Annotated in this window: 16 protein-coding genes and 1 pseudogene; 7 read left to right on the top strand and 10 right to left on the bottom strand. The window is 61.5% G+C overall.

Annotation, left to right across the window (positions count from 1 at the left end; all coding sequences use genetic code 11):
- Nucleotides 1-13: 13 nt before the first annotated feature.
- Nucleotides 14-595 carry a gamma-glutamylcyclotransferase gene (locus NAT21_RS10750; protein WP_250938309.1) on the top strand — a complete coding sequence of 194 codons (582 nt, stop codon included), beginning with the start codon at nucleotides 14-16 and terminating at the stop codon, nucleotides 593-595.
- On the opposite strand, the gene NAT21_RS10745 is transcribed toward NAT21_RS10750, so the two are convergent.
- The 3 genes from NAT21_RS10745 to NAT21_RS10735 all read right to left on the bottom strand — a co-directional run bounded on the left by NAT21_RS10745 (nucleotide 592) and on the right by NAT21_RS10735 (nucleotide 3,819).
- Complete coding sequence (locus NAT21_RS10745; RefSeq protein WP_250938307.1) at nucleotides 592-2,415, bottom strand: glycoside hydrolase family 15 protein; 1,824 nt, start codon at nucleotides 2,413-2,415, stop codon at nucleotides 592-594. The genes NAT21_RS10750 and NAT21_RS10745 overlap by 4 nt on opposite strands.
- Nucleotides 2,416-2,488: 73 nt before the next feature.
- Nucleotides 2,489-3,097: a LysE family translocator gene (locus NAT21_RS10740; RefSeq protein WP_350355174.1), complete on the bottom strand. Its 609-nt coding sequence runs from the start codon at nucleotides 3,095-3,097 to the stop codon at nucleotides 2,489-2,491.
- Nucleotides 3,094-3,819 carry an alanyl-tRNA editing protein gene (locus tag NAT21_RS10735; protein WP_250938305.1) on the bottom strand — a complete coding sequence of 242 codons (726 nt, stop codon included), beginning with the start codon at nucleotides 3,817-3,819 and terminating at the stop codon, nucleotides 3,094-3,096. The genes NAT21_RS10740 and NAT21_RS10735 overlap by 4 nt, the downstream gene beginning before the upstream one ends.
- Before the next feature lie 112 nt (nucleotides 3,820-3,931).
- On the opposite strand from NAT21_RS10735, the pseudogene NAT21_RS15635 reads away from it, so the two are divergent.
- Both NAT21_RS15635 and NAT21_RS10730 read left to right on the top strand, forming a co-directional pair.
- A pseudogene (locus NAT21_RS15635) lies at nucleotides 3,932-4,150 on the top strand (GntR family transcriptional regulator); the annotation flags it as partial.
- Between the two features lie 141 nt (nucleotides 4,151-4,291).
- Nucleotides 4,292-5,332, top strand: coding sequence for an aminotransferase-like domain-containing protein (locus NAT21_RS10730; RefSeq protein ID WP_434084399.1), 1,041 nt, complete (start codon nucleotides 4,292-4,294; stop codon nucleotides 5,330-5,332).
- Nucleotides 5,333-5,338: 6 nt separating this feature from the next.
- On the opposite strand, the gene NAT21_RS10725 is transcribed toward NAT21_RS10730, so the two are convergent.
- Nucleotides 5,339-6,385 (bottom strand): LacI family DNA-binding transcriptional regulator, encoded by a 1,047-nt coding sequence (locus NAT21_RS10725; RefSeq protein ID WP_250938303.1) that lies wholly within the window; start codon nucleotides 6,383-6,385, stop codon nucleotides 5,339-5,341.
- A gap of 180 nt (nucleotides 6,386-6,565) precedes the next feature.
- On the opposite strand from NAT21_RS10725, the gene NAT21_RS10720 reads away from it, so the two are divergent.
- Genes NAT21_RS10720 through NAT21_RS10705 form a run of 4 tightly spaced genes read left to right on the top strand, consistent with a single transcriptional unit; the run spans nucleotide 6,566 to nucleotide 10,335 of the window.
- The gene (locus tag NAT21_RS10720; RefSeq protein WP_250938302.1) at nucleotides 6,566-7,561 is read left to right on the top strand and encodes a tripartite tricarboxylate transporter substrate binding protein; all 996 of its coding nucleotides are present in this window, start codon (nucleotides 6,566-6,568) and stop codon (nucleotides 7,559-7,561) included.
- Between the two features lie 5 nt (nucleotides 7,562-7,566).
- On the top strand, nucleotides 7,567-8,031 hold the full coding sequence (locus NAT21_RS10715; protein WP_250938301.1) for a tripartite tricarboxylate transporter TctB family protein: 465 nt from the start codon (nucleotides 7,567-7,569) through the stop codon (nucleotides 8,029-8,031).
- Nucleotides 8,032-8,036: 5 nt separating this feature from the next.
- Complete coding sequence (locus tag NAT21_RS10710) at nucleotides 8,037-9,545, top strand: tripartite tricarboxylate transporter permease (protein ID WP_250938300.1); 1,509 nt, start codon at nucleotides 8,037-8,039, stop codon at nucleotides 9,543-9,545.
- Nucleotide 9,546: 1 nt separating this feature from the next.
- A complete protein-coding gene (locus tag NAT21_RS10705) occupies nucleotides 9,547-10,335 on the top strand; it encodes an HpcH/HpaI aldolase family protein (RefSeq protein WP_250938299.1) in 789 nt (262 codons plus the stop codon).
- A gap of 39 nt (nucleotides 10,336-10,374) precedes the next feature.
- On the opposite strand, the gene NAT21_RS10700 is transcribed toward NAT21_RS10705, so the two are convergent.
- From NAT21_RS10700 to NAT21_RS10675, 6 genes are all read right to left on the bottom strand, one after another.
- On the bottom strand, nucleotides 10,375-10,713 hold the full coding sequence (locus NAT21_RS10700; protein WP_250938298.1) for a zinc ribbon domain-containing protein YjdM: 339 nt from the start codon (nucleotides 10,711-10,713) through the stop codon (nucleotides 10,375-10,377).
- 180 nt (nucleotides 10,714-10,893) lie between these two features.
- The gene (locus NAT21_RS10695; RefSeq protein ID WP_250938297.1) at nucleotides 10,894-12,057 is read right to left on the bottom strand and encodes an S-(hydroxymethyl)glutathione dehydrogenase/class III alcohol dehydrogenase; all 1,164 of its coding nucleotides are present in this window, start codon (nucleotides 12,055-12,057) and stop codon (nucleotides 10,894-10,896) included.
- A gap of 264 nt (nucleotides 12,058-12,321) precedes the next feature.
- Nucleotides 12,322-13,764, bottom strand: a complete 1,443-nt coding sequence (locus NAT21_RS10690; RefSeq protein ID WP_250938295.1) for an amidase — start codon at nucleotides 13,762-13,764, stop codon at nucleotides 12,322-12,324.
- A gap of 62 nt (nucleotides 13,765-13,826) precedes the next feature.
- On the bottom strand, nucleotides 13,827-15,035 hold the full coding sequence (locus NAT21_RS10685) for an MFS transporter (RefSeq protein ID WP_250938293.1): 1,209 nt from the start codon (nucleotides 15,033-15,035) through the stop codon (nucleotides 13,827-13,829).
- Nucleotides 15,036-15,044: 9 nt separating this feature from the next.
- The gene (locus NAT21_RS10680; RefSeq protein WP_250938291.1) at nucleotides 15,045-15,965 is read right to left on the bottom strand and encodes a SphA family protein; all 921 of its coding nucleotides are present in this window, start codon (nucleotides 15,963-15,965) and stop codon (nucleotides 15,045-15,047) included.
- A gap of 278 nt (nucleotides 15,966-16,243) precedes the next feature.
- Complete coding sequence (locus tag NAT21_RS10675; RefSeq protein ID WP_250938288.1) at nucleotides 16,244-17,212, bottom strand: helix-turn-helix domain-containing protein; 969 nt, start codon at nucleotides 17,210-17,212, stop codon at nucleotides 16,244-16,246.
- Nucleotides 17,213-17,273 lie beyond the last annotated feature (61 nt).

The following is a 17,273-nucleotide window of genomic DNA, read 5'->3' as shown; positions in this document are numbered from 1 at the left end:
TCAGGTAGCACGCATGTCTCTCGATACCACCGCCCTCAACCAGGCCATGACCCACTTTGATGAACACGATACCGTGTGGCTGTTCGGGTATGGCTCGCTGATCTACAAGGCCGGCTTTGATTACCTTGAGCGCCGGCCTGCCTTTATCCACGATTATGCCCGCCGCTTTTGGCAGGGGTCTCATGATCACCGGGGCACGCCGGAGGCCCCCGGCCGCGTTGCCACGCTCATCGAAGCACCGGGTCATGTGTGTCACGGCATGGGGTATCTGGTATCACCGGCCGTATTTCAGGCGCTTGATGTACGGGAGAAAAACGGTTACCTGCGCGAGGTCATTCCCCTCCATTTTGACGATGGCAGCACCGCCGAAGGGCTGGTGTATCGCGCCACGGAAGATAACGCTGCCTGGCTTGGCGAGGCACCGGAGGCAGACATTGCGGCCCATATTGCCGATGCCCAGGGGCCCAGCGGCCCGAACCGGGATTATCTGCTGCATCTGGCCGAGTCCCTGCGCACGCTGGGCGATGATGACGCGCATGTCTTTGCCATCGAGCGCCACCTTCGCCTTCTGCTGGCGGGGGAAGCCAGCCGCTAGTCGGCTTCCTCGCTTTTGCCGCCGGACAGCACATTGGCCGCACAGATGAACGCCAGATGACTCAACCCCTGGGGGAAGTTGCCCAGCGCTGCGCCGGTATCCGGGTCAATCATTTCATGCATCAGCCCCAGGTTACCGTCACAGGTTTCCACGGCGGCCTGCATCAGGCGAGTGGCCTGGTCACATTGCCCGGTAGCCCCCAGCGCTTCAACCAGCCAGAACGAACAGGCCAGAAATGCGCCTTCTTCCTGCTCGGCCCCGGAGTAGCGATACATCAGCGGGCCCCGTCCCAGTTCTTCCTGAAGGGCCTTGAAGGTGGCCTGCATTCGCTCGGGGCTGACCTGCGTACAGAAGCGATGCGTCAGGCACATCGCGGCGTCCAGCTTATCGGTGCCGGGATAGAAGGTGTAGGCCTGCCGAGTCTCTGACCAGCAGTGGGTATTGATCCAGTCGGCGATGCGGTCACGCTCACGCTGCCAGCGTCCTTGCCAGGTCTGTTCGATATGGCCGGCTTCGGCCAGCCGCACGGCGTGATCAAGTGCCAGCCAGCAGGCCATCTTGGAGTGGGTATAGTGGTGCTGCTCCGGCAGCTCCCAGATGCCACAGTCCACCTGCCGCCAGCGATCGGCACACTGGTTGGCCAGATCACCCAGCAATCGGGCGGTTTCCAGATCAATGACGTGGCCGGCATCAATGAACAGGGAGGCCGTCGCCAGCATGTCACCGTACATGCTGGTCTGAAGCTGGTCCTTGGCATTATTGCCGATGCGTACCGGCTGCGATCCCCGGTAGCCATGCAGGGGCGGGAAGGTTTCCGCCGGCACCAGTTCACCCTGCAGGGTGTAGCAGGCACGCATGTTCGGCCCGTGACGACGAATGGTGGCCGTCAGCCAGGAAAAGGCCGCCTTGGATTCTTCCAGCGCCCCGGCATGCACGAAGGCCTTGATCACCAGGCAGGCATCACGCACCCAGGCGTAGCGGTAGTCATAGTTCTTCTCGCCGCCGATGCCTTCAGGCAGCGATGTGGTAGCAGCGGCGGCAATCGCCCCACTGGGGGAATAAAGCAAAAACTTGAGTGCCAGCGCCGAACGCAGCACCCGCGGCTTGAACTCGCCGTCGTAGTTCAGCTTCTCGGCCCAGTCACGCCAGGCAAAATCACTGACGTCGATGCGCTCATCGATCCTGTCGATCGGCGGAACGGCCAGCGGCTCGCCTTCGGCGGCCAGCAGGGCCACCATGGAACGCGAGCCCTTTCGGGTCGTCAGCTGCGCGCTCAGTTCACGGTCGTCGACCAGCAGAACCTTCACATCATCACTATGGCGCATCATGACCATCAGCGGCCCGATGTTATAGACCTTGCCGATGGGGGTATCCTGAAGCCAGGGGCTGACGGTGCCTGCACGGGTGCCGGGCACGAAGTCGATGCGAAAGGTTACTTCACCTTCAAGACCTTCCACCCGCCGGGCCAGCTCGCACCAGGGCAGACGCCCCGCCGTGTTGCTGTTGATGGATTCCGTGATCCGGGCACGGCCCTGGTCGGTAATGAAGCAGGTTTCCAGCACGTTGCTGTTGTCTCGGTAGCGCCGCTCGACCCGGTAGCTGTCGGCCTCGGGCACCAGGGTGAAATGACCGCCATGCCGGGCATCAAGCAGGCGATCAAACAGCGGCGGGCTATCCATATTGGGCGCACACCACCAGTCGATGGCGCCATCCATACCCACCAGGGCAACAGAACGCCCCTCACCAATGGCGGCATAATCTTCAAGGTCGGCGTAGCCTTCATGGCGGCGAGGGGTAAGACAGGTACGGGTCAGCGTCATTCGGTCGTGATCCAATCGTGGGGCAGATTGGCTGAAGCATAGTCGCCACACTGCCCCCTCGCCCCGTCCTGCATCAATAGATGATGAACAGCACGCAGCCGGCGGTCATCAGCCCCATGACGCCATTGAAAATACGCCATTGCATCGGTGTGGTCAGGTAGCGCGAGATCGCCATGCCGAACCCAGCCCAGAACGAGATGCAGGGAAAGGCCACCAGCTCACCCAGCAGGGCCACGCCGAGGGCATTGGCCCACAGCGGCCCCGTCTGGGGCATGAAGGTGGCGATCATCGCCATGCCCATGACCCATGCCTTCGGATTAACGTACTGAAATACAAAGGCCTCCCAGAACCGCTGGGGTCGCGCCCTGTCCTCATCGTCAAGCGCAGGCGGCGGTGATGTGCCAATCTGAACCGCCAGATAAAGCAGATAGGCCGCACCCACCCATTTAAGCCCCGTCTGCAGCCACGCAAACTGCTGAAAAAGTGCTCCTGCGCCAAAGGCCAGCGCCGTAAACAGGGTCATGCAGCCGGCAAGAATGCCCAGAATATGGGGCAGCGTGCGCCGGTAGCCAAAGCGGGCCCCGGAGGCCGTCAGCATCACATTGTTGGGCCCCGGCGTGCCGGACATGGAGACGGAAAACATGACAAACGACAGCAGCCAGGACAGTGATAACCCGCTCACGATACACCTCCCGTCGCTTCCTGCCAGACCAGAGTAATGCGGCGATTGTGCGCCCCCCGATTCTTGATGCTTTTGACCTCGAGCGGGGCGATTTCGCCGGTACTCGCCACGTGAGTGCCCCCACAGGGCTGGCGATCAATCTCGCCGATGCGTACCAGCCGCACCGTGCCGCTGTCTGATGGCGGCATCGCGCCCACCGTCTTGACCAGTTGCGGGTTAGCCTCCAGTTCGGCTCGATCAATCCACTCGGTACTCACCGGCAGATCGTCCGCCCGCCAGGCGTTGATCTGCGCCGTAATGGCCGCCTTGTCGAGGGCCTCGCCTGCCACGTCAAAATCAAGCCGGCCCTTGTCCGGCGTCATCTGCCCACCGGTCACCGGGTACGGCACTGCCACCGACAGCAGGTGCAACGCCGTATGCATCTGCATCAACCGATATCGACGCTCCCAGTCAATGTCCAGTGTCACCTCTTCCCCCACCCTCGGGCAGGGGCCATCAATCCGGTGCCAGATCAGGCCGTGCTCGCCCTTCACCGTATCCGTGACGTTGAGCATCCGACCGCTATCTGTCTGCATCGTGCCGGTATCTCCCGGCTGCCCACCACCGCAGGGATAGAATACGGTGCTGTCCACGGCCACGGCGCCCTCGGAAACCGCGCATACGCGCGCTGTGGCCGTGCGTTGAAAGGGGGCATGATCAAACTGACGGACAGTGGCGGACATGACGGCGTTCCTCAATAATTGTAAGGGTACAATTTAGTGAAAATCCCTTTATAACAGGGACAATAATGAGCATACTGGGCATTACTTCAGCGTCAACGGATTTATTGTCACCATGACAATCTGGACCCCGGAACTGTCTTCTCAGGGCCCCCGCTACAAGGCTCTGGCCGATGCCATCGCCGAGGCCATCAGCGAAGGTACCCTGAGCGCCAATACCAGACTGCCCCCGCAACGGCGCCTAGCGGATGCACTCGGCGTCACCGTGGGCACCATCACACGGGCCTACAGCGAGGCAGAGCAGCGTGGGCTGGTGACGGCCCGGGTCGGTAGTGGCACCTATGTTCGCGACAGCACGTCCGCTTTCGGCTTTTCCCATATCGCGCCGCAGGTTCAGCAGGAAGATGACAGCATCGATCTGAGCCTATCCCTGCCGCCGCCGACCCCGGAGCGGGCCGCCGGGCTGCAGCGGGCCATGAAACAGCTGTCCGGCAGCATGCCTGCCATGGCCGATGCCCTCAGCTATCAGCCCGAAGCCGGCATGGCCTCCAGCCGGCAGACCCTGGCGCACTGGATGGGAACACTCGGGCTGCCGGTGCAGCCGGAGGAATTGCTGATCAATCAGGGGGGAATGCATGGCATCTTCATCACACTGCTGGCCCTGCTTGCCCCCGGGGAGCGTATCGCCAGTGAAGAACTGAGCTACCCCGGATTGATCAGTGCCGTACAGCAGCTGCACCTCAAAACGGTCACCGTCGGCCAGGACAGTGATGGCATCGATGTCACGGGATTAATGCGGCGATATGAGCAACAGCCGTTCAAGGCGCTCTATGTCATGCCCGAGCACCACAACCCCACGACCGTGGCGATGAGCCAGGCCCGACGCGAGGCACTGGTGGCATTTGCTCGGGAAAAGGATATCTGGCTGATCGAGGATGGCGTGCTGTTTGTGCCTGAAGCCGCCCGGCGCGGCACCCCGCTGTACCGGCTCGCCCCGGAGCGCACGATTTATCTGTTCTCACTGGCAAAATTGCTGGGCGGCGGGCTCCGCACGGGGGTGATGCGCGCTCCCGAGGCACTTCATACCCGACTCAATGCCGCCATACGCGCGCAGAGCTGGATGCCGCCCCCACTGATGGCCAGCCTGGCCTGCGCCTGGATTGAACACGGCGATGCCGACCGCCTGCTGGCCTGGCAGCACGAAGAACTGCGTATCCGTCAGGCCATGGGGCGCGATGCCCTCAGGGGGCATGATGTCCATGGCCATGAGCACGGGTTTTATCTGTGGATCGTGCTGCCGGCAGGGCAGCGGGCCAGCCGGTTGATTGATGAGCTGGCACGCCAGCATGTGTACCTGACGCCGGGCGAGGCCTTCTGTGTCGGCTCAACGGCAGCTCCCCAGGCGGTACGACTGTGCCTGAGCGCTGCGGCCAGCCGGGAACAGCTCGCGCGAGCGCTGGCCATTTTGAAACATGCCCTGGACAACCCCGCCCCGGCGCTGTGGGAAACGGTGTAGCAGGCGCTACAGCGCGTCCCCCGGCAGGGATGGCGTGTCCGGCACAGGCCCGGTCGAGGCGCGTACCACCAGCAGGGGGTCTACCGTCTGGCATCGGGGGGGCGTCTGGTCTCCTGCCATGCGTGCCAGCAACAACGCGCTGGCCTGCTGGCCGATCACATCGGTGCGCACGCGCACGCTGGTCAGCGGGGGCGTAGCGTATGCGGCTACATCCATGTCATCAAAACCAGTCACCGAGATATCCACACCCGGCACAAGGCCACGTCGATAGCAGGCGGCCTGAACACCAAGTGCCACAAGGTCTGAAAAGCAGACAATGGCTGTCGGTGGGTTCGGTGCATCAAGTAGAGGGCCAGCCGCAGCATCCCCGAAGGCCATCGAGGTTGGTCCGTGGTGGATACTCACCGGTGTCAGGCCGGCGATGGCCAGCCCTTCGACAAAAGACCGCTCCCGATCACGGGCTGTCGAGGTTCCCTGCCCGCCCCCCAGCCACGCAATACGCCGGTGCCCGAGTGCCTGCAAGTGTTCCAGCAACAGGCGCACGCCCAGGCCGTCGTCATTGATGACCCGGTCAACCGGTGCGTCATCCACATCACGGGATATCAACACCAGCGGGCAATGACGCAGATAACTGCGCTGAAGCCGAACAAGCTCCTCAGCCGTCGTTCCCATTACCGGCACCATGATCATGCCGGCGGCACCATGTTCGGCCATCTGCTTGACCACCTCGGCCTGAAGCGCCAGGGACTCATGGGCATGGCCAAACAGCATCATCCGCCCGGCCTCCCGAAAATGCGCCTCCATGTGCTGCAGAAACTCCGTGACAAAGGGGTTACTCAGCTCATTGAGACAGACCGCTACCGTGGCACTGTCTCCCCGTCGCAGGTTGGCGGCATGCCGGTTATAGACATAGTCGAGCGCATCGGCGGCCTCCTGCACCCTGTCCCGCGTGGCCCTTGAAATGCGCGGATCATCACGCAGGGCAAGCGACACCGTCGAGACAGTGACGCCGATGTGTTCGGCAATGGTTTTAAGTGTCGGTCGAGATTTCATGGGCCCCTCTCGGCATGGTCATGGCGGGCACCCCGGCTACCCGAAAAGGTCTGAACCAGCATCATCCAAAGACCTTTGTCTCATTGGTTCAAACGATTGAACTGTGTAAAAAAGGCAGGTATCCGCACAAGGTAACGCATTTTAACGCTTTTTCCTCTCATCCACTGGAGGGCATCGACCATGCTTCGCACGACATCTGCCACCCTGCTGTTATCGGCTCTGACCCTGTTTGGCACCTCCCTCCAGGCCCAGGCGGCCAATACCGACACAACCTGTGACTGGACGCCTCAGCGCGCTGTTACCTTCATCGTCCCCTGGGGTACCGGAGGCGGTACCGACGCCAATGCCCGTCGGATGGCCAGCCTGCTTGAAGAGGAAATGGGCGTGCCCTTCAACGTGGTCAATCGGACCGGCGGCAACGGCGTTGTTGGCCATACCGTGCTGGCACGCAGCCGCCCCGACGGCTACACCATTGGCGCGGCCACGGTCGAGATCGACACCATGCACTGGGTCGGCCTGACCCCGCTGACCTACAAGGACATCACCCCGATCGCCCTGATTCATCGCAGCTCGGCCGCAGTGCTGGTCAACAGGGAATCGCCCTATGACACGCTGGATGCCCTGCTGGATGAAGCCCGGGCCAATCCCGGCAGCCTGACCGCCTCGGGCACTTCCCAGGGGGGCATCTGGCATCTGGCGCTGGCCGGCATGCTGAAGGCCGAAGGTCTGGCCCCGGACGCCATTCGCTGGATACCAAGCCAGGGGTCGGCTTCGGCTCTGAAGGAACTGATGGCGGGGGGCGTGGATGTTGCCACGCCATCCATGTCGGAAGCCCGCACGCTGGTACAACAGGATGAGATTACGCCGCTGGCCTACATGAGCGACACGCCAGCCCCCGGGCTTGAACAGGTTCCCCTGACGGCCGAGGTGCTCGACAGTGGCTGGACCCTGAGCTCCTTTGTCACCGTCAGTGGCCCGAAAGGGTTGCCGGACAACATTGCCTGCGCCTACGAACAGGCAGTAGACAAGGCAGTTCACAGCCAGGCGTGGGCGGATTTCAAGCAAAGTCAGGGCACCCCGGTCGTGTTTGAAAACCGCCAGCAGACTGCCAAAACGCTTGCCGAAGAAGATCAGAAACTGGGCGACACCATCAAAGCGATCGGACTGGCCAAATGAGCACGATGAGCGCCCGCAATGACCTGATGTCCGGGCTGATGCTGGCAGGGCTGGGTGCTCTGGTGTTTGCCCGGGCCACCACGTTCCCTGCCCTGGCAGGCATGGCGTACGGACCCGGGCTGTTTCCTTCGATTGCCGCCATCGGACTGATGATCTGCGGAGCGTTGCTGACCATCACCGGCGTGCGAAAGCGATCGGTACGAGTGACACGCAAGCCGTCAGACCGCCGGGCATCAGGGCGCATTGCCCTGTTGCTGCTGACGGTACTGGGGTATGGGCTGTTGCTCGAACCACTGGGCTTTCATCCTGCTTCCATTCTGGCAGTTACTTCCGCCGCCTGTATTTTCGGCCTGCCCCTGCTTCGAGCCCTGCTGCTGGCAGTTTTGCTTACCGTACTGGTTCACGCCGTATTCTATTCGCTGATGCACGTTCCACTGCCCTGGGGTGTGCTGACACCCATCGCCTGGTGACTGCCATGATGACGGATCTTGTGTGGGTCTTTACCAATCCGTGGATTCTGCTGGTAGTGGCCGCCTGCACGTTCTATGGCACCTTCATCGGTGCCATGCCGGGGCTTACCGCCACCATGGCGGTGGCGCTGCTGGTGCCGTTTACCTACTTCATGGACCCCATGGTCGCCATCAGCGCCATCGTGGCTACCACCACGACCGCGATCTTTGCCGGCGATATTCCCGGGGCCTTGATGCGCATGCCCGGCACGCCGGCCTCGGCGGCATATGTCGATGACGCTCACCAGCGAGCCAGGCAGGGCAAGGCACGCTCGACCCTGATTGTGTCTCTGCTGGGGGCCGCCTTCGGGGGATTGGCGGGGGTAACCATACTGGCGATCATGGCACCGCAGCTCGCCCGCTTTGCCATCCGGTTCTCAAGCTTTGAAACCTTCTGGCTGGCAGTGCTCGGGCTCACATGTGCCCTGTTGACGAGCAATGGCAGTGTCGTGAAGTGCTTCGCCAGCCTGTTTATCGGCCTGCTCATCGCCTCGATCGGCATTGATGTGGCGGTCGGCTATCCCCGCTTTACCTTCGGCAACTACGAATTGTTTGACGGAGTGAGTTTCATCCCGGCCATCATCGGGCTTTTCGCCCTCAGTGAACTGCTGCGAAGCGTAGGCGCGCCAAAGGGAGAGCTGACGATGCCGTCCATCAGGGAACCCATGGGCGCCGCGCTGGCCAGTGCGGCACGCACGCTCTGGCGCTTTCGGCTCAACATGGTGCGCTCCAGCACGCTGGGGACGCTGATCGGCGCCCTGCCCGGCGCCGGCGCTGATATCGCGGCCTGGGTCTGTTACGCGATTTCCAGGCGCTGCTCCAGTACCCCGGAGGCCTATGGCCATGGAGAAATAGAAGGCATTGTCGATGGGGGCAGCGCCAACAACGCCGCCATCGGCGGAGCCTGGACACCAGCACTGGTGTTCGGCATCCCGGGCGACAGCGTGACCGCCATTGCCATTGGCGTATTGCTGCTCAACGGCATGACCCCGGGGCCGCACATCTTCACTGACTCGCCGCTGATCGTGCATACGCTGTATGGCGCCTTTGCCCTCAGCAACCTGATGATGATTCCGGTCGGGCTGATCGCCATCGCCCTGTCAAGCCTGGTACTGCGGATTCCACGCCGGGTATTGATGCCGGTGGTACTGCTGTTTTCGCTGGTCGGCGCATGGGCCATTACCGGGTCCACCATGGCCATCTGGATCGTGCTGGCACTGGGCATTGTGGGCTATCTGATGGAAGACAATGGCTTTCCGCTTGCCCCGGCCATCCTGGGCATCGTACTGGGCGGCATTGTTGAACAGAACTTCATGACCTCAATGATGAAGGCTCAGGGCAACCTGCTGGCCTTTTTTGACCGCCCCTGGGCGGCCACCCTGGGCGGACTGACGCTGCTGCTCTGGGTATTACTCCTGGTACGCGCGATATATCCGCGTCCTCCCTCAACACCTAACGCAACTCGGGACCACTAGCATGCCTCATATCAATCGTACTCGAACGGCCCTGATGGCCGGCCGGACCGTCAGCGCACTATGGCTTGAAAGTGCCTGCCCGGAACTGGCCGAAGTCGCGGTGCATGCCGGTTGGAAAACCATCCTGATCGACAACGAACACGGTGTCTCCAGCCTTGAACATACCGCGCATCTGGTGCGGGCAGTGGAAGCCGCAGGGGGTGATGTCGTTTTAAGAATCCCCGCCAATGACCCGACCTACCTGAAAAGAATACTGGACATGGGGGTTCGTTCGATCATGGCACCCATGATCAGCTCGGTCGCGGAGGCGGAAGCCCTGGTGCGTGCCTGTCGTTATCCGCCTCAGGGCGAACGCGGCTACGCCGCTCCCATTGTCAGGGCCTCGCGCTTCGGTGCCGATGCAGATTACGCCCGGCATGCCAACGAACAGCTGCTGCTGATCGCCCAGATCGAGCATGTCGATGCCCTCTCCGATGTAGAGGCCATTGCCGGGGTGGAAGGGCTGGATATGCTGTTTATCGGTCCGAATGACCTGGCGGCGTCCATGGGGTATCTGGAACAGCTGGAGCATCCGGAGGTCCGGGCACAGATCGAATCCCTGGAGCAGCGGATCACCGCCGCCGGCACCCTGCTGGGGACGATTACCGCGCCTGCCCGCGGGGTGGCCGAGCTGGCTGAGGCAGGCTATCAATTCGTGGCCGGGCCCAACGACATTGCCCTGATGGCCCAGGGGCTGAGGGAACAGGCGGCCCAGTGGCGCACGCTGACCCGTGATTTCGACCTCAGCTGACGCCCCGATGGGGCGGAAATATCCGCCCCGTCCCGGGTATCACGCCTTCTTGACGAACTCGGACTTCAGCTTCATCGGACCGATGCCATCAATCTTGCAGTCGATGTCGTGATCACCGCCAACCAGCCGAATATTCTTGACCCGAGTACCCACCTTCACGACCTGGCTGGTGCCCTTGATCTTGAGATCCTTGATGACCGTAATGGTATCGCCGTCGGCCAGGGGGGATCCGTGGGCATCCTTGATGACCAGAGTATCCTCGTCGTCGGTGGCCGCCTCATTCGGATTCCACTCATGAGCACATTCGGGACAGATCAGAAGCGCGCCATCCTGATAGACGTACTCACCGTTGCATGCAGGGCAGTTGGGCAGGGACATGAATGTTGTTCTCCAGTCGGGACGTCGGCACGAAAGAAACACAGGGCCCGAAAACCGGGTTGCGCGGCCGCGAAAGCCGCGCAGTGTACCGCACTCCCACCGAAGACGTAACGCTGCCCCGTGACGGATATACATTCAGATGAGGTATTTCTGATGGTCCGTATCAGCCCGGGAGAGCCGTTATTCCTCTGAAACCACGGTCCCGGCCAGGTCACCAACCATGGTTTCCTGCGGCTGGTAATGGATCACGGAGCGGATTGCCTCGCCTCTATGTAAAAGATCAAACGCCGTGTTGAGCTGGTCATGCTTCATGTTGTGAGTAATGTACGGATCAACATCGAATCGACCGGACAACCATTCATCGACCATGCCAGGCAGTTCAGAGCGACCAAGCACCCCGCCGAATGCAGACCCCTTCCAGACACGCCCGGTGACCAGCTGGAAGGGGCGAGTGGAGATTTCCTCCCCGGCCCCGGCCACGCCGATGATGATGCTTTCACCCCAGCCCTTGTGACAGCATTCAAGCGCAGCCCGCATGAGACGCACATTACCGACGGCTTCAAACGAGAAGTCCACCCCGCCGTTGGTCATGTCGATGATGACCTCATGCAGCGGCTCGGGGTAGTCATCCGGGTTGATGCATTCGGTAGCCCCCAGCGATTCGGCCAGTGCGAACCTGGCCGGATTGATGTCCACGCCAATGATGCGACCGGCCCCCTGCAACCGGGCCCCCTGAATGACCGCCATGCCCACGGCACCCAGCCCGAATACAGCGACCGTATCTCCCGGTTGAACCCTGGCCGTGTTACGTACGGCCCCCATACCGGTAGGCACGGCACAGCCCATCACGCTCGCCTTGGCCAGTGGTGCATCGCGGCTGATTCTGGCCACCGCGATCTCGGGCAGCACCGTGTACTCGCTGAACGTGCTGGTCCCCATGTAATGGCGCAGCATCCGGCCCTTGAAGGAAAAGCGGCTGGTGCCGTCAGGCATCAACCCCAGACCCTGGGTCTTGCGAATGGTCTGGCACAGGTTGGTCTTGCCAGACTTGATATAGGGACAGTCAGGGTCTTCCGGCGTATACAGCGGAATGATGTGATCTCCTGCCTGCACCGAGGTCACCCCCTTGCCGACTTCCTCGACAATGCCCACGCCCTCATGCCCCAGCACGCAGGGAAACAGGCCTTCAGGGTCCTTGCCCGACAGGGTGAACATATCGGTGTGGCACAGGCTGGTTGTCACGATTCGAACCAGCACCTCGCCCGCTTTCGGGCCTTCAAGATCAACCTCCTCGAACTCGAGTGGCTGGTTGGGCGCCCAGGCAATCGCGGCACGTGTTTTCATGGGACCTCTCACTGGCACAGGTTGGATGTAGTAAATCACTCCTTTAATAAAATGTTATAACATAACAATATTAGCTGCAAGGAATACGACATCTCCAGCCTGTAATCATCTCGATGCCGACTCGACGCGGGCACGGATAGCTCCTGTTCAGGGTCATACAGTTCAATGAACGGCATGGCCCGGACCCCGGCCTGACAAGCAACGCGCTCATCAGGCCGGGGTCTGCAATCACGGACCATCAGCGATGCTTTCCGCAACGCACGCTTACTGGCAGGCGTTGATCGGGGGAATACGCCCGGCCCAGGGCCGCGCCTCTTCCAGCTGCGCCGCCAGGGAAAACAGCCGTGTTTCCTCCCCGAATCGTCCGCCAAAGTGGCTGCCAAGCGGCAGGCCATCAGGCGTCCAGAACAGCGGGACCGACATGGCCGGCTGGCCCGTAGCGTTGGCCAGCGCCGTAAACGGGCTATAGCTGTGAAAGGCGTGGATGATGTCATCCAGACTCAGACGCTCATCAAAGGCATCCAGCGTCCCGATTTTCGGGGGCTGACGGCTCAGCGTGGGCGACAGGATAACGTCAATATCGGTCATCGCCGTGGCCATGGCGCGCCCAAGGGCATGAATGTAACTCACCGCCGAGATATAACGGGGCGCACTGATACTGCCCCGCTCACGCAGGATGACGCGGGTACGTGGCTCCAGTTCGTCCATGGCCACGGCCCTGCCACGCTGCTCACCCACCATATCAAGGTATTGCCGCGTGTTCGGGCCAATGATATCGAAGCAGCGATCATAGAACTCATCCCAGTTGAGCGGCAGCGTGACCCGCTCGGCACGGTGGCCCAGGGCTTCACACAGGGCAATGGTCTGCTCTTCCACGTCCTTCGCTTCAGGGGACAGCTCACGGCCCTCGATTACACCGATACGCAGTGCTTCCGGCCTGCGCCCGGCCGAGGCCAGATACGTGGTATCCGGGCGAGGCGCTGCATACGGTGCCCCCGTATCCATGCCGGCGGAGGCATCCAGCAGGGCCGCACTGTCACGGACCGAACGGGTAATCACATGTGCGGTACTCATGCCGGCCCAGCCTTCACCGGTCATCGGGCCGGAGGGCATGACCCCCCGACTGGGCTTGAAGCCGAACACGCCACAGCAGGACGCCGGCACACGCAGAGACCCGCCGCCATCATTGCCATGCGCAAAGGGCACTACCCGGGCCGCCACCAGGGCGGCCGCGCCGCCACTTGAGCCCCCGGCACTGTGGTCGGTATTCCAGGGGTTGCGCGTCGCACCAAGGCGCGTTGATTCGGTCGTGTACGAAGTGCCGAATTCCGGGGCCGTAGTGGTGCCAACCAGCACCACACCGGCACGCCTGAGCCGGCTGACGACTTCATCATCGAAGGGCACCCGCATATCGCCTGCACTGATCGATCCATTGGTCATCAGGGCACCCTTGACCGGCGAGAAGAGATCCTTGATCAACGTGGGAACGCCCGCAAAGGGCATCTTCGCGGTAAAGGGGTGTTCAAGCGACGCTCGGGCATCGTCATACAGATGATCCACTACCGCATTGATCGCAGGATCAACGGCTTCGATGCGCGTAATGACGGCATCAAGCAGATCGCGGGGAGCCACGTCACCTCGTGCTACCTGTTCACCGATCGCCAGCCCATCGCTGGTATCAAGCAGGTGATGAATATCGTCGCTCATAGTGCTACTCCTGAAAATGAAAGACGGGAGCCGGATCACGGTTCCCTGTTACACAGCACCCCTCAGGGCTGCATGGCGTGCCGAGGCCGCAGTACCAGGGCACTCAACAGCCACCCGAAGGCATACAGCATACTGAGGCCGGCCAGTACCGAAATCGCCATGTTCGTACCGGATGAAAGGGCCGCCGCAATCCCGGATATCACCAGCGGACTGACAAACTGGCCGATGTACAGAAATCCGGTATAAAAGCCCATGCCACGACCACGGGTACGCTGTGTAAGCGCCTCCATGACCGGCGCCATCGAGTTGGGCACCAGCATGCCGGAGCCGATGCCGTGAATGACCATGGCGGTCAGCATCAGGTTGTAGGTCGGCGCACGCACCACCCCCAGCAACCCGACGGCCATCAATGCCATCAACAGGGCGTTGCACCCCGACACACCCAGGGTTCGCCGGGTCAGAGGCCACAGCAGCGCGCCGACCAGCGATGACAGAAGCCCCAGCCCGCTCGCCAGGCCAATCAGGGTGCTTGAGGTGATGCCGATCCCGACCAGCAGCCCCGGTGCATTAACGGGCATGGCCATGGTCACGATCATGCCAAAGCAGACCAGGAAGAAGCCGACCAGCAGGGGCCGCGGCGACACGGCCCCCTGTACGGCGGCGGGCGCACCGCCTTCAGCCGGACGGGCCCGAGAGGGTTCCCACAGTATTCTGGCAATGAACGGCAGCAGCAGAAGCGGCAGCAGGTATAGATAAAACGGCGTACGCCAATGGTGCTCACCCAGCATGCCGCCAAGCATGAAGAAAAGCGCGCCGACGACCGCAATGGCGATCACCTGACGATTGACGTACCGAAGCCGCCGCTCACCACTCCAGTAATCGGCTATCAATGCCGTGCAGCAGGTCATGATGATGGCCTCGGCACACCCGAAAAGAAGCCGTACACCCACGATGGCCATCAATTGATCCAGCAGGGCCGGCAAGGCACCGAGCAGGCCGTACAACAGTGCCCCGAACGTCAGTAATCGAACCCGGCCATAACGGTCAGCCAGCCAGCCGGCAATGGGAGCAAACAGGGCAATTGCCAGTGCAGGTCCGGTAAGGGCCATCGCTACCCACAGGGGGGCATCCGGCATGGTCGGTGCGAACTCGGCCATCATCTTGGGCAGGACAGGCGCCACCATCACGGATCCCACGATGGTCAGGCTGCTGGCCAGTACCAGCACCCAGCCTTCTCGCTTGCCTGCGACACGATGCGTCATATCAGTCATGTCAGCCTCCTAGAAGCTCTGGCCAATGCGAAGGGCAATGTTGTAGCCCTCGGTTCGGTTACGCGCGCCAAATTCCTTGTAAGCGTGAAACCAGACCGACGGCAGGCCGGGCTCGAAGAAGCTGATCGCGGGCCCCAGGGCCCAGACGCGGGCCCGGTTACCGTCATTGCTGGTCAGTGAACTGCCATCGTCATCGGTAATCTGGTGGTAGTAATAGCCGCCCATCCCCACGGTATAGGGGCCGACATGCTGGCCTGCTGCAAACTCGTTTCGGTACTCGACGCCGCTTCGGTAGTCGGTGTCGTGGTTGCGGGTATTGATATCGAACTGGGACAGGCTGGAAAGCTCAAGACCGCTGGAAGTGATGTAACTGATGCCGAAAATGGGCGAGAAGGCCCAGTGATTAAGCCCCGGGCTGATCAGACGGTTTTCGTCGTAATCCCCGGTCGGGGCCTGCACCTGGAACTGGGCCATCACCCCCATGCCCGGGGTCGGCGTCCAGGCCAGTATCAGTGGCAGGAACTGAAAATCCGCCTGGCGGGTGACGGTGGCATCATCCTGAAACACCGTCCTGCCGTTGGCGTTGACATCAAGCGAGGCATCCATCCTGAAAAAGGGAGCCACCCCACCAAAGCCGTACCGGCCACCAAACAGGGTGTCATCGGTCATGTGGATATAAGAAACACCGACCGACAGCACATCCAGCGAGAAATCGTTGGGGGAACGAGAGCCATCGTTCAACCGCAGATCATCGGTGCTGTAGTAGGCGACTCGAAAGCCGAAGGTATCTGTGTCAGAGGGCGGCATAAATCCGGAACCGAAGTCATAGGCCCCCATCGCGGTAGTGGGAGAGCCGTTTTCGGTGGCGTAGGCAGGCAGTATGGCGGTCAGGCCCAGGGCGGCGGATAGAACGATCAGGGTTCGTTTCATGAGGCACCTTCAACGTTATGATTGTTATGTCTTCACTGTATAAACGTGGCGCCTCCTGGCGTTATCCGGATTTGGCAGGATATGTCTGTACCTTTAGTCGCTGATCCCCTGGCCTACCTCGTCGACCGGGTAGTCGGGGGGGGGGACAGGACGCCCTGAGCCATGCGCAGGGGGCAGCGCATCCCGGAGCGATGACGAGCAGGACATATGTTCTGGACGTAAGTGTCAGGCCGACGGCAAAAGGGCTCGCCACCGGTCATGAAAGGAGAGAAAAATGCCTACCCTGCCTTGCGCTGTGCCCTGACCAGGGTTTCGGAAGGACGCTCACCGAAGAACTGTCGATATTCGGTGGCAAACCGCCCCATATGAAAAAATCCCCAGCGCGCCGCTTCATCCTGCACACGAGTAAGATGATCGGCCGTAGACAACACGCGCTGAACGGCATTGAGGCGAAAAAGCTTGATGTAGCTGACGGGGCTCATGCCCAGACAGGTCTGAAAGCAGTACTGCAACTTGCGGCGGCTGACCCCGATGTCGGTGCACAGCGTCAGGATGGATACCGGCTGATCCGGTTGGGCTGCAATGAGATCACGCGCCCGATCAACGACACGCTGACGATAGGAAGGCGTCAGGTGGTGCACCTCCTCACAGGAGAGCTTGTCCACCAGTGCCATGATCAACGCATCGTGAAGCTCACGTCGCCAGAGCGGATTATGCTGCAACAGGGTCTGCGCGTTGGCCTCACCAAACTGGCGTGCCAGCCGCCAGAGGCCATCCCGCGCCGTCAGGGGACGATGAAACGGCTCAATCACCACCGGCGCACACGACTGGGCATCCATCAGGGCGGCCAGATAGTCGAACGCCAGACCAATGACCAGCACCGTAACGCCTCCGGGCGCGCACAGCTCCGGCAGCCGGTGGCCATGGGAAACCAGCATGCCGGCCTGTTCGAACACATGCCCCATACAGCGCAGCGGCGCACGATGCGGTGACAGCGGCATACTCACGCACAGGGTATGCCGATCCAGCGTGCCGCTTTTCAACACATCCGTCGACAGCATATCCCTGAACAGCTTCAAACGGCCCAGCTTGATCTCGGTCACCGTGCCATGAAAGGGCTCGCTGGATAATTGCTGATAATGAAAAGGGGCGCCGGAAATCACACGCTGGTGTTCCGTAATGTCATGCGTAATCTGATGCTGCCATTCAAAGGCAGGGGGAAGGTGCATCGAAACAGAACTGCCCATGGCATCACCTGATGAGGTTTGTTCCATTGCAGGACCGCTGATGCAGTAAAAAGGCATGTAA

Origin of the sequence: Larsenimonas rhizosphaerae (assembly GCF_023700005.1) — a bacterium.
Classification (GTDB): Bacteria; Pseudomonadota; Gammaproteobacteria; order Pseudomonadales; family Halomonadaceae; genus Larsenimonas; species Larsenimonas rhizosphaerae.
The sequence above is the reverse complement of the archived record's forward strand: the minus strand, read 5'-3'. Positions and strand labels throughout refer to the sequence as shown.

Excerpts from the sequence above, each read along its gene's own strand:
- NAT21_RS10750 (WP_250938309.1), top strand. The coding sequence starts at position 14 with ATGTCTCTCGATACCACCGCCCTCAACCAGGCCATGACCCACTTTGAT.
- NAT21_RS10745 (WP_250938307.1), bottom strand. The coding sequence starts at position 2,415 with ATGACGCTGACCCGTACCTGTCTTACCCCTCGCCGCCATGAAGGCTAC.
- NAT21_RS10735 (WP_250938305.1), bottom strand. The coding sequence starts at position 3,819 with ATGTCCGCCACTGTCCGTCAGTTTGATCATGCCCCCTTTCAACGCACG.
- NAT21_RS10730 (WP_434084399.1), top strand. The coding sequence starts at position 4,292 with ATGAAACAGCTGTCCGGCAGCATGCCTGCCATGGCCGATGCCCTCAGC.
- NAT21_RS10725 (WP_250938303.1), bottom strand. The coding sequence starts at position 6,385 with ATGAAATCTCGACCGACACTTAAAACCATTGCCGAACACATCGGCGTC.
- NAT21_RS10720 (WP_250938302.1), top strand. The coding sequence starts at position 6,566 with ATGCTTCGCACGACATCTGCCACCCTGCTGTTATCGGCTCTGACCCTG.
- NAT21_RS10715 (WP_250938301.1), top strand. The coding sequence starts at position 7,567 with ATGAGCGCCCGCAATGACCTGATGTCCGGGCTGATGCTGGCAGGGCTG.
- NAT21_RS10710 (WP_250938300.1), top strand. The coding sequence starts at position 8,037 with ATGATGACGGATCTTGTGTGGGTCTTTACCAATCCGTGGATTCTGCTG.
- NAT21_RS10705 (WP_250938299.1), top strand. The coding sequence starts at position 9,547 with ATGCCTCATATCAATCGTACTCGAACGGCCCTGATGGCCGGCCGGACC.
- NAT21_RS10700 (WP_250938298.1), bottom strand. The coding sequence starts at position 10,713 with ATGTCCCTGCCCAACTGCCCTGCATGCAACGGTGAGTACGTCTATCAG.
- NAT21_RS10695 (WP_250938297.1), bottom strand. The coding sequence starts at position 12,057 with ATGAAAACACGTGCCGCGATTGCCTGGGCGCCCAACCAGCCACTCGAG.
- NAT21_RS10690 (WP_250938295.1), bottom strand. The coding sequence starts at position 13,764 with ATGAGCGACGATATTCATCACCTGCTTGATACCAGCGATGGGCTGGCG.
- NAT21_RS10685 (WP_250938293.1), bottom strand. The coding sequence starts at position 15,035 with ATGACTGATATGACGCATCGTGTCGCAGGCAAGCGAGAAGGCTGGGTG.
- NAT21_RS10680 (WP_250938291.1), bottom strand. The coding sequence starts at position 15,965 with ATGAAACGAACCCTGATCGTTCTATCCGCCGCCCTGGGCCTGACCGCC.
- NAT21_RS10675 (WP_250938288.1), bottom strand. The coding sequence starts at position 17,212 with ATGGGCAGTTCTGTTTCGATGCACCTTCCCCCTGCCTTTGAATGGCAG.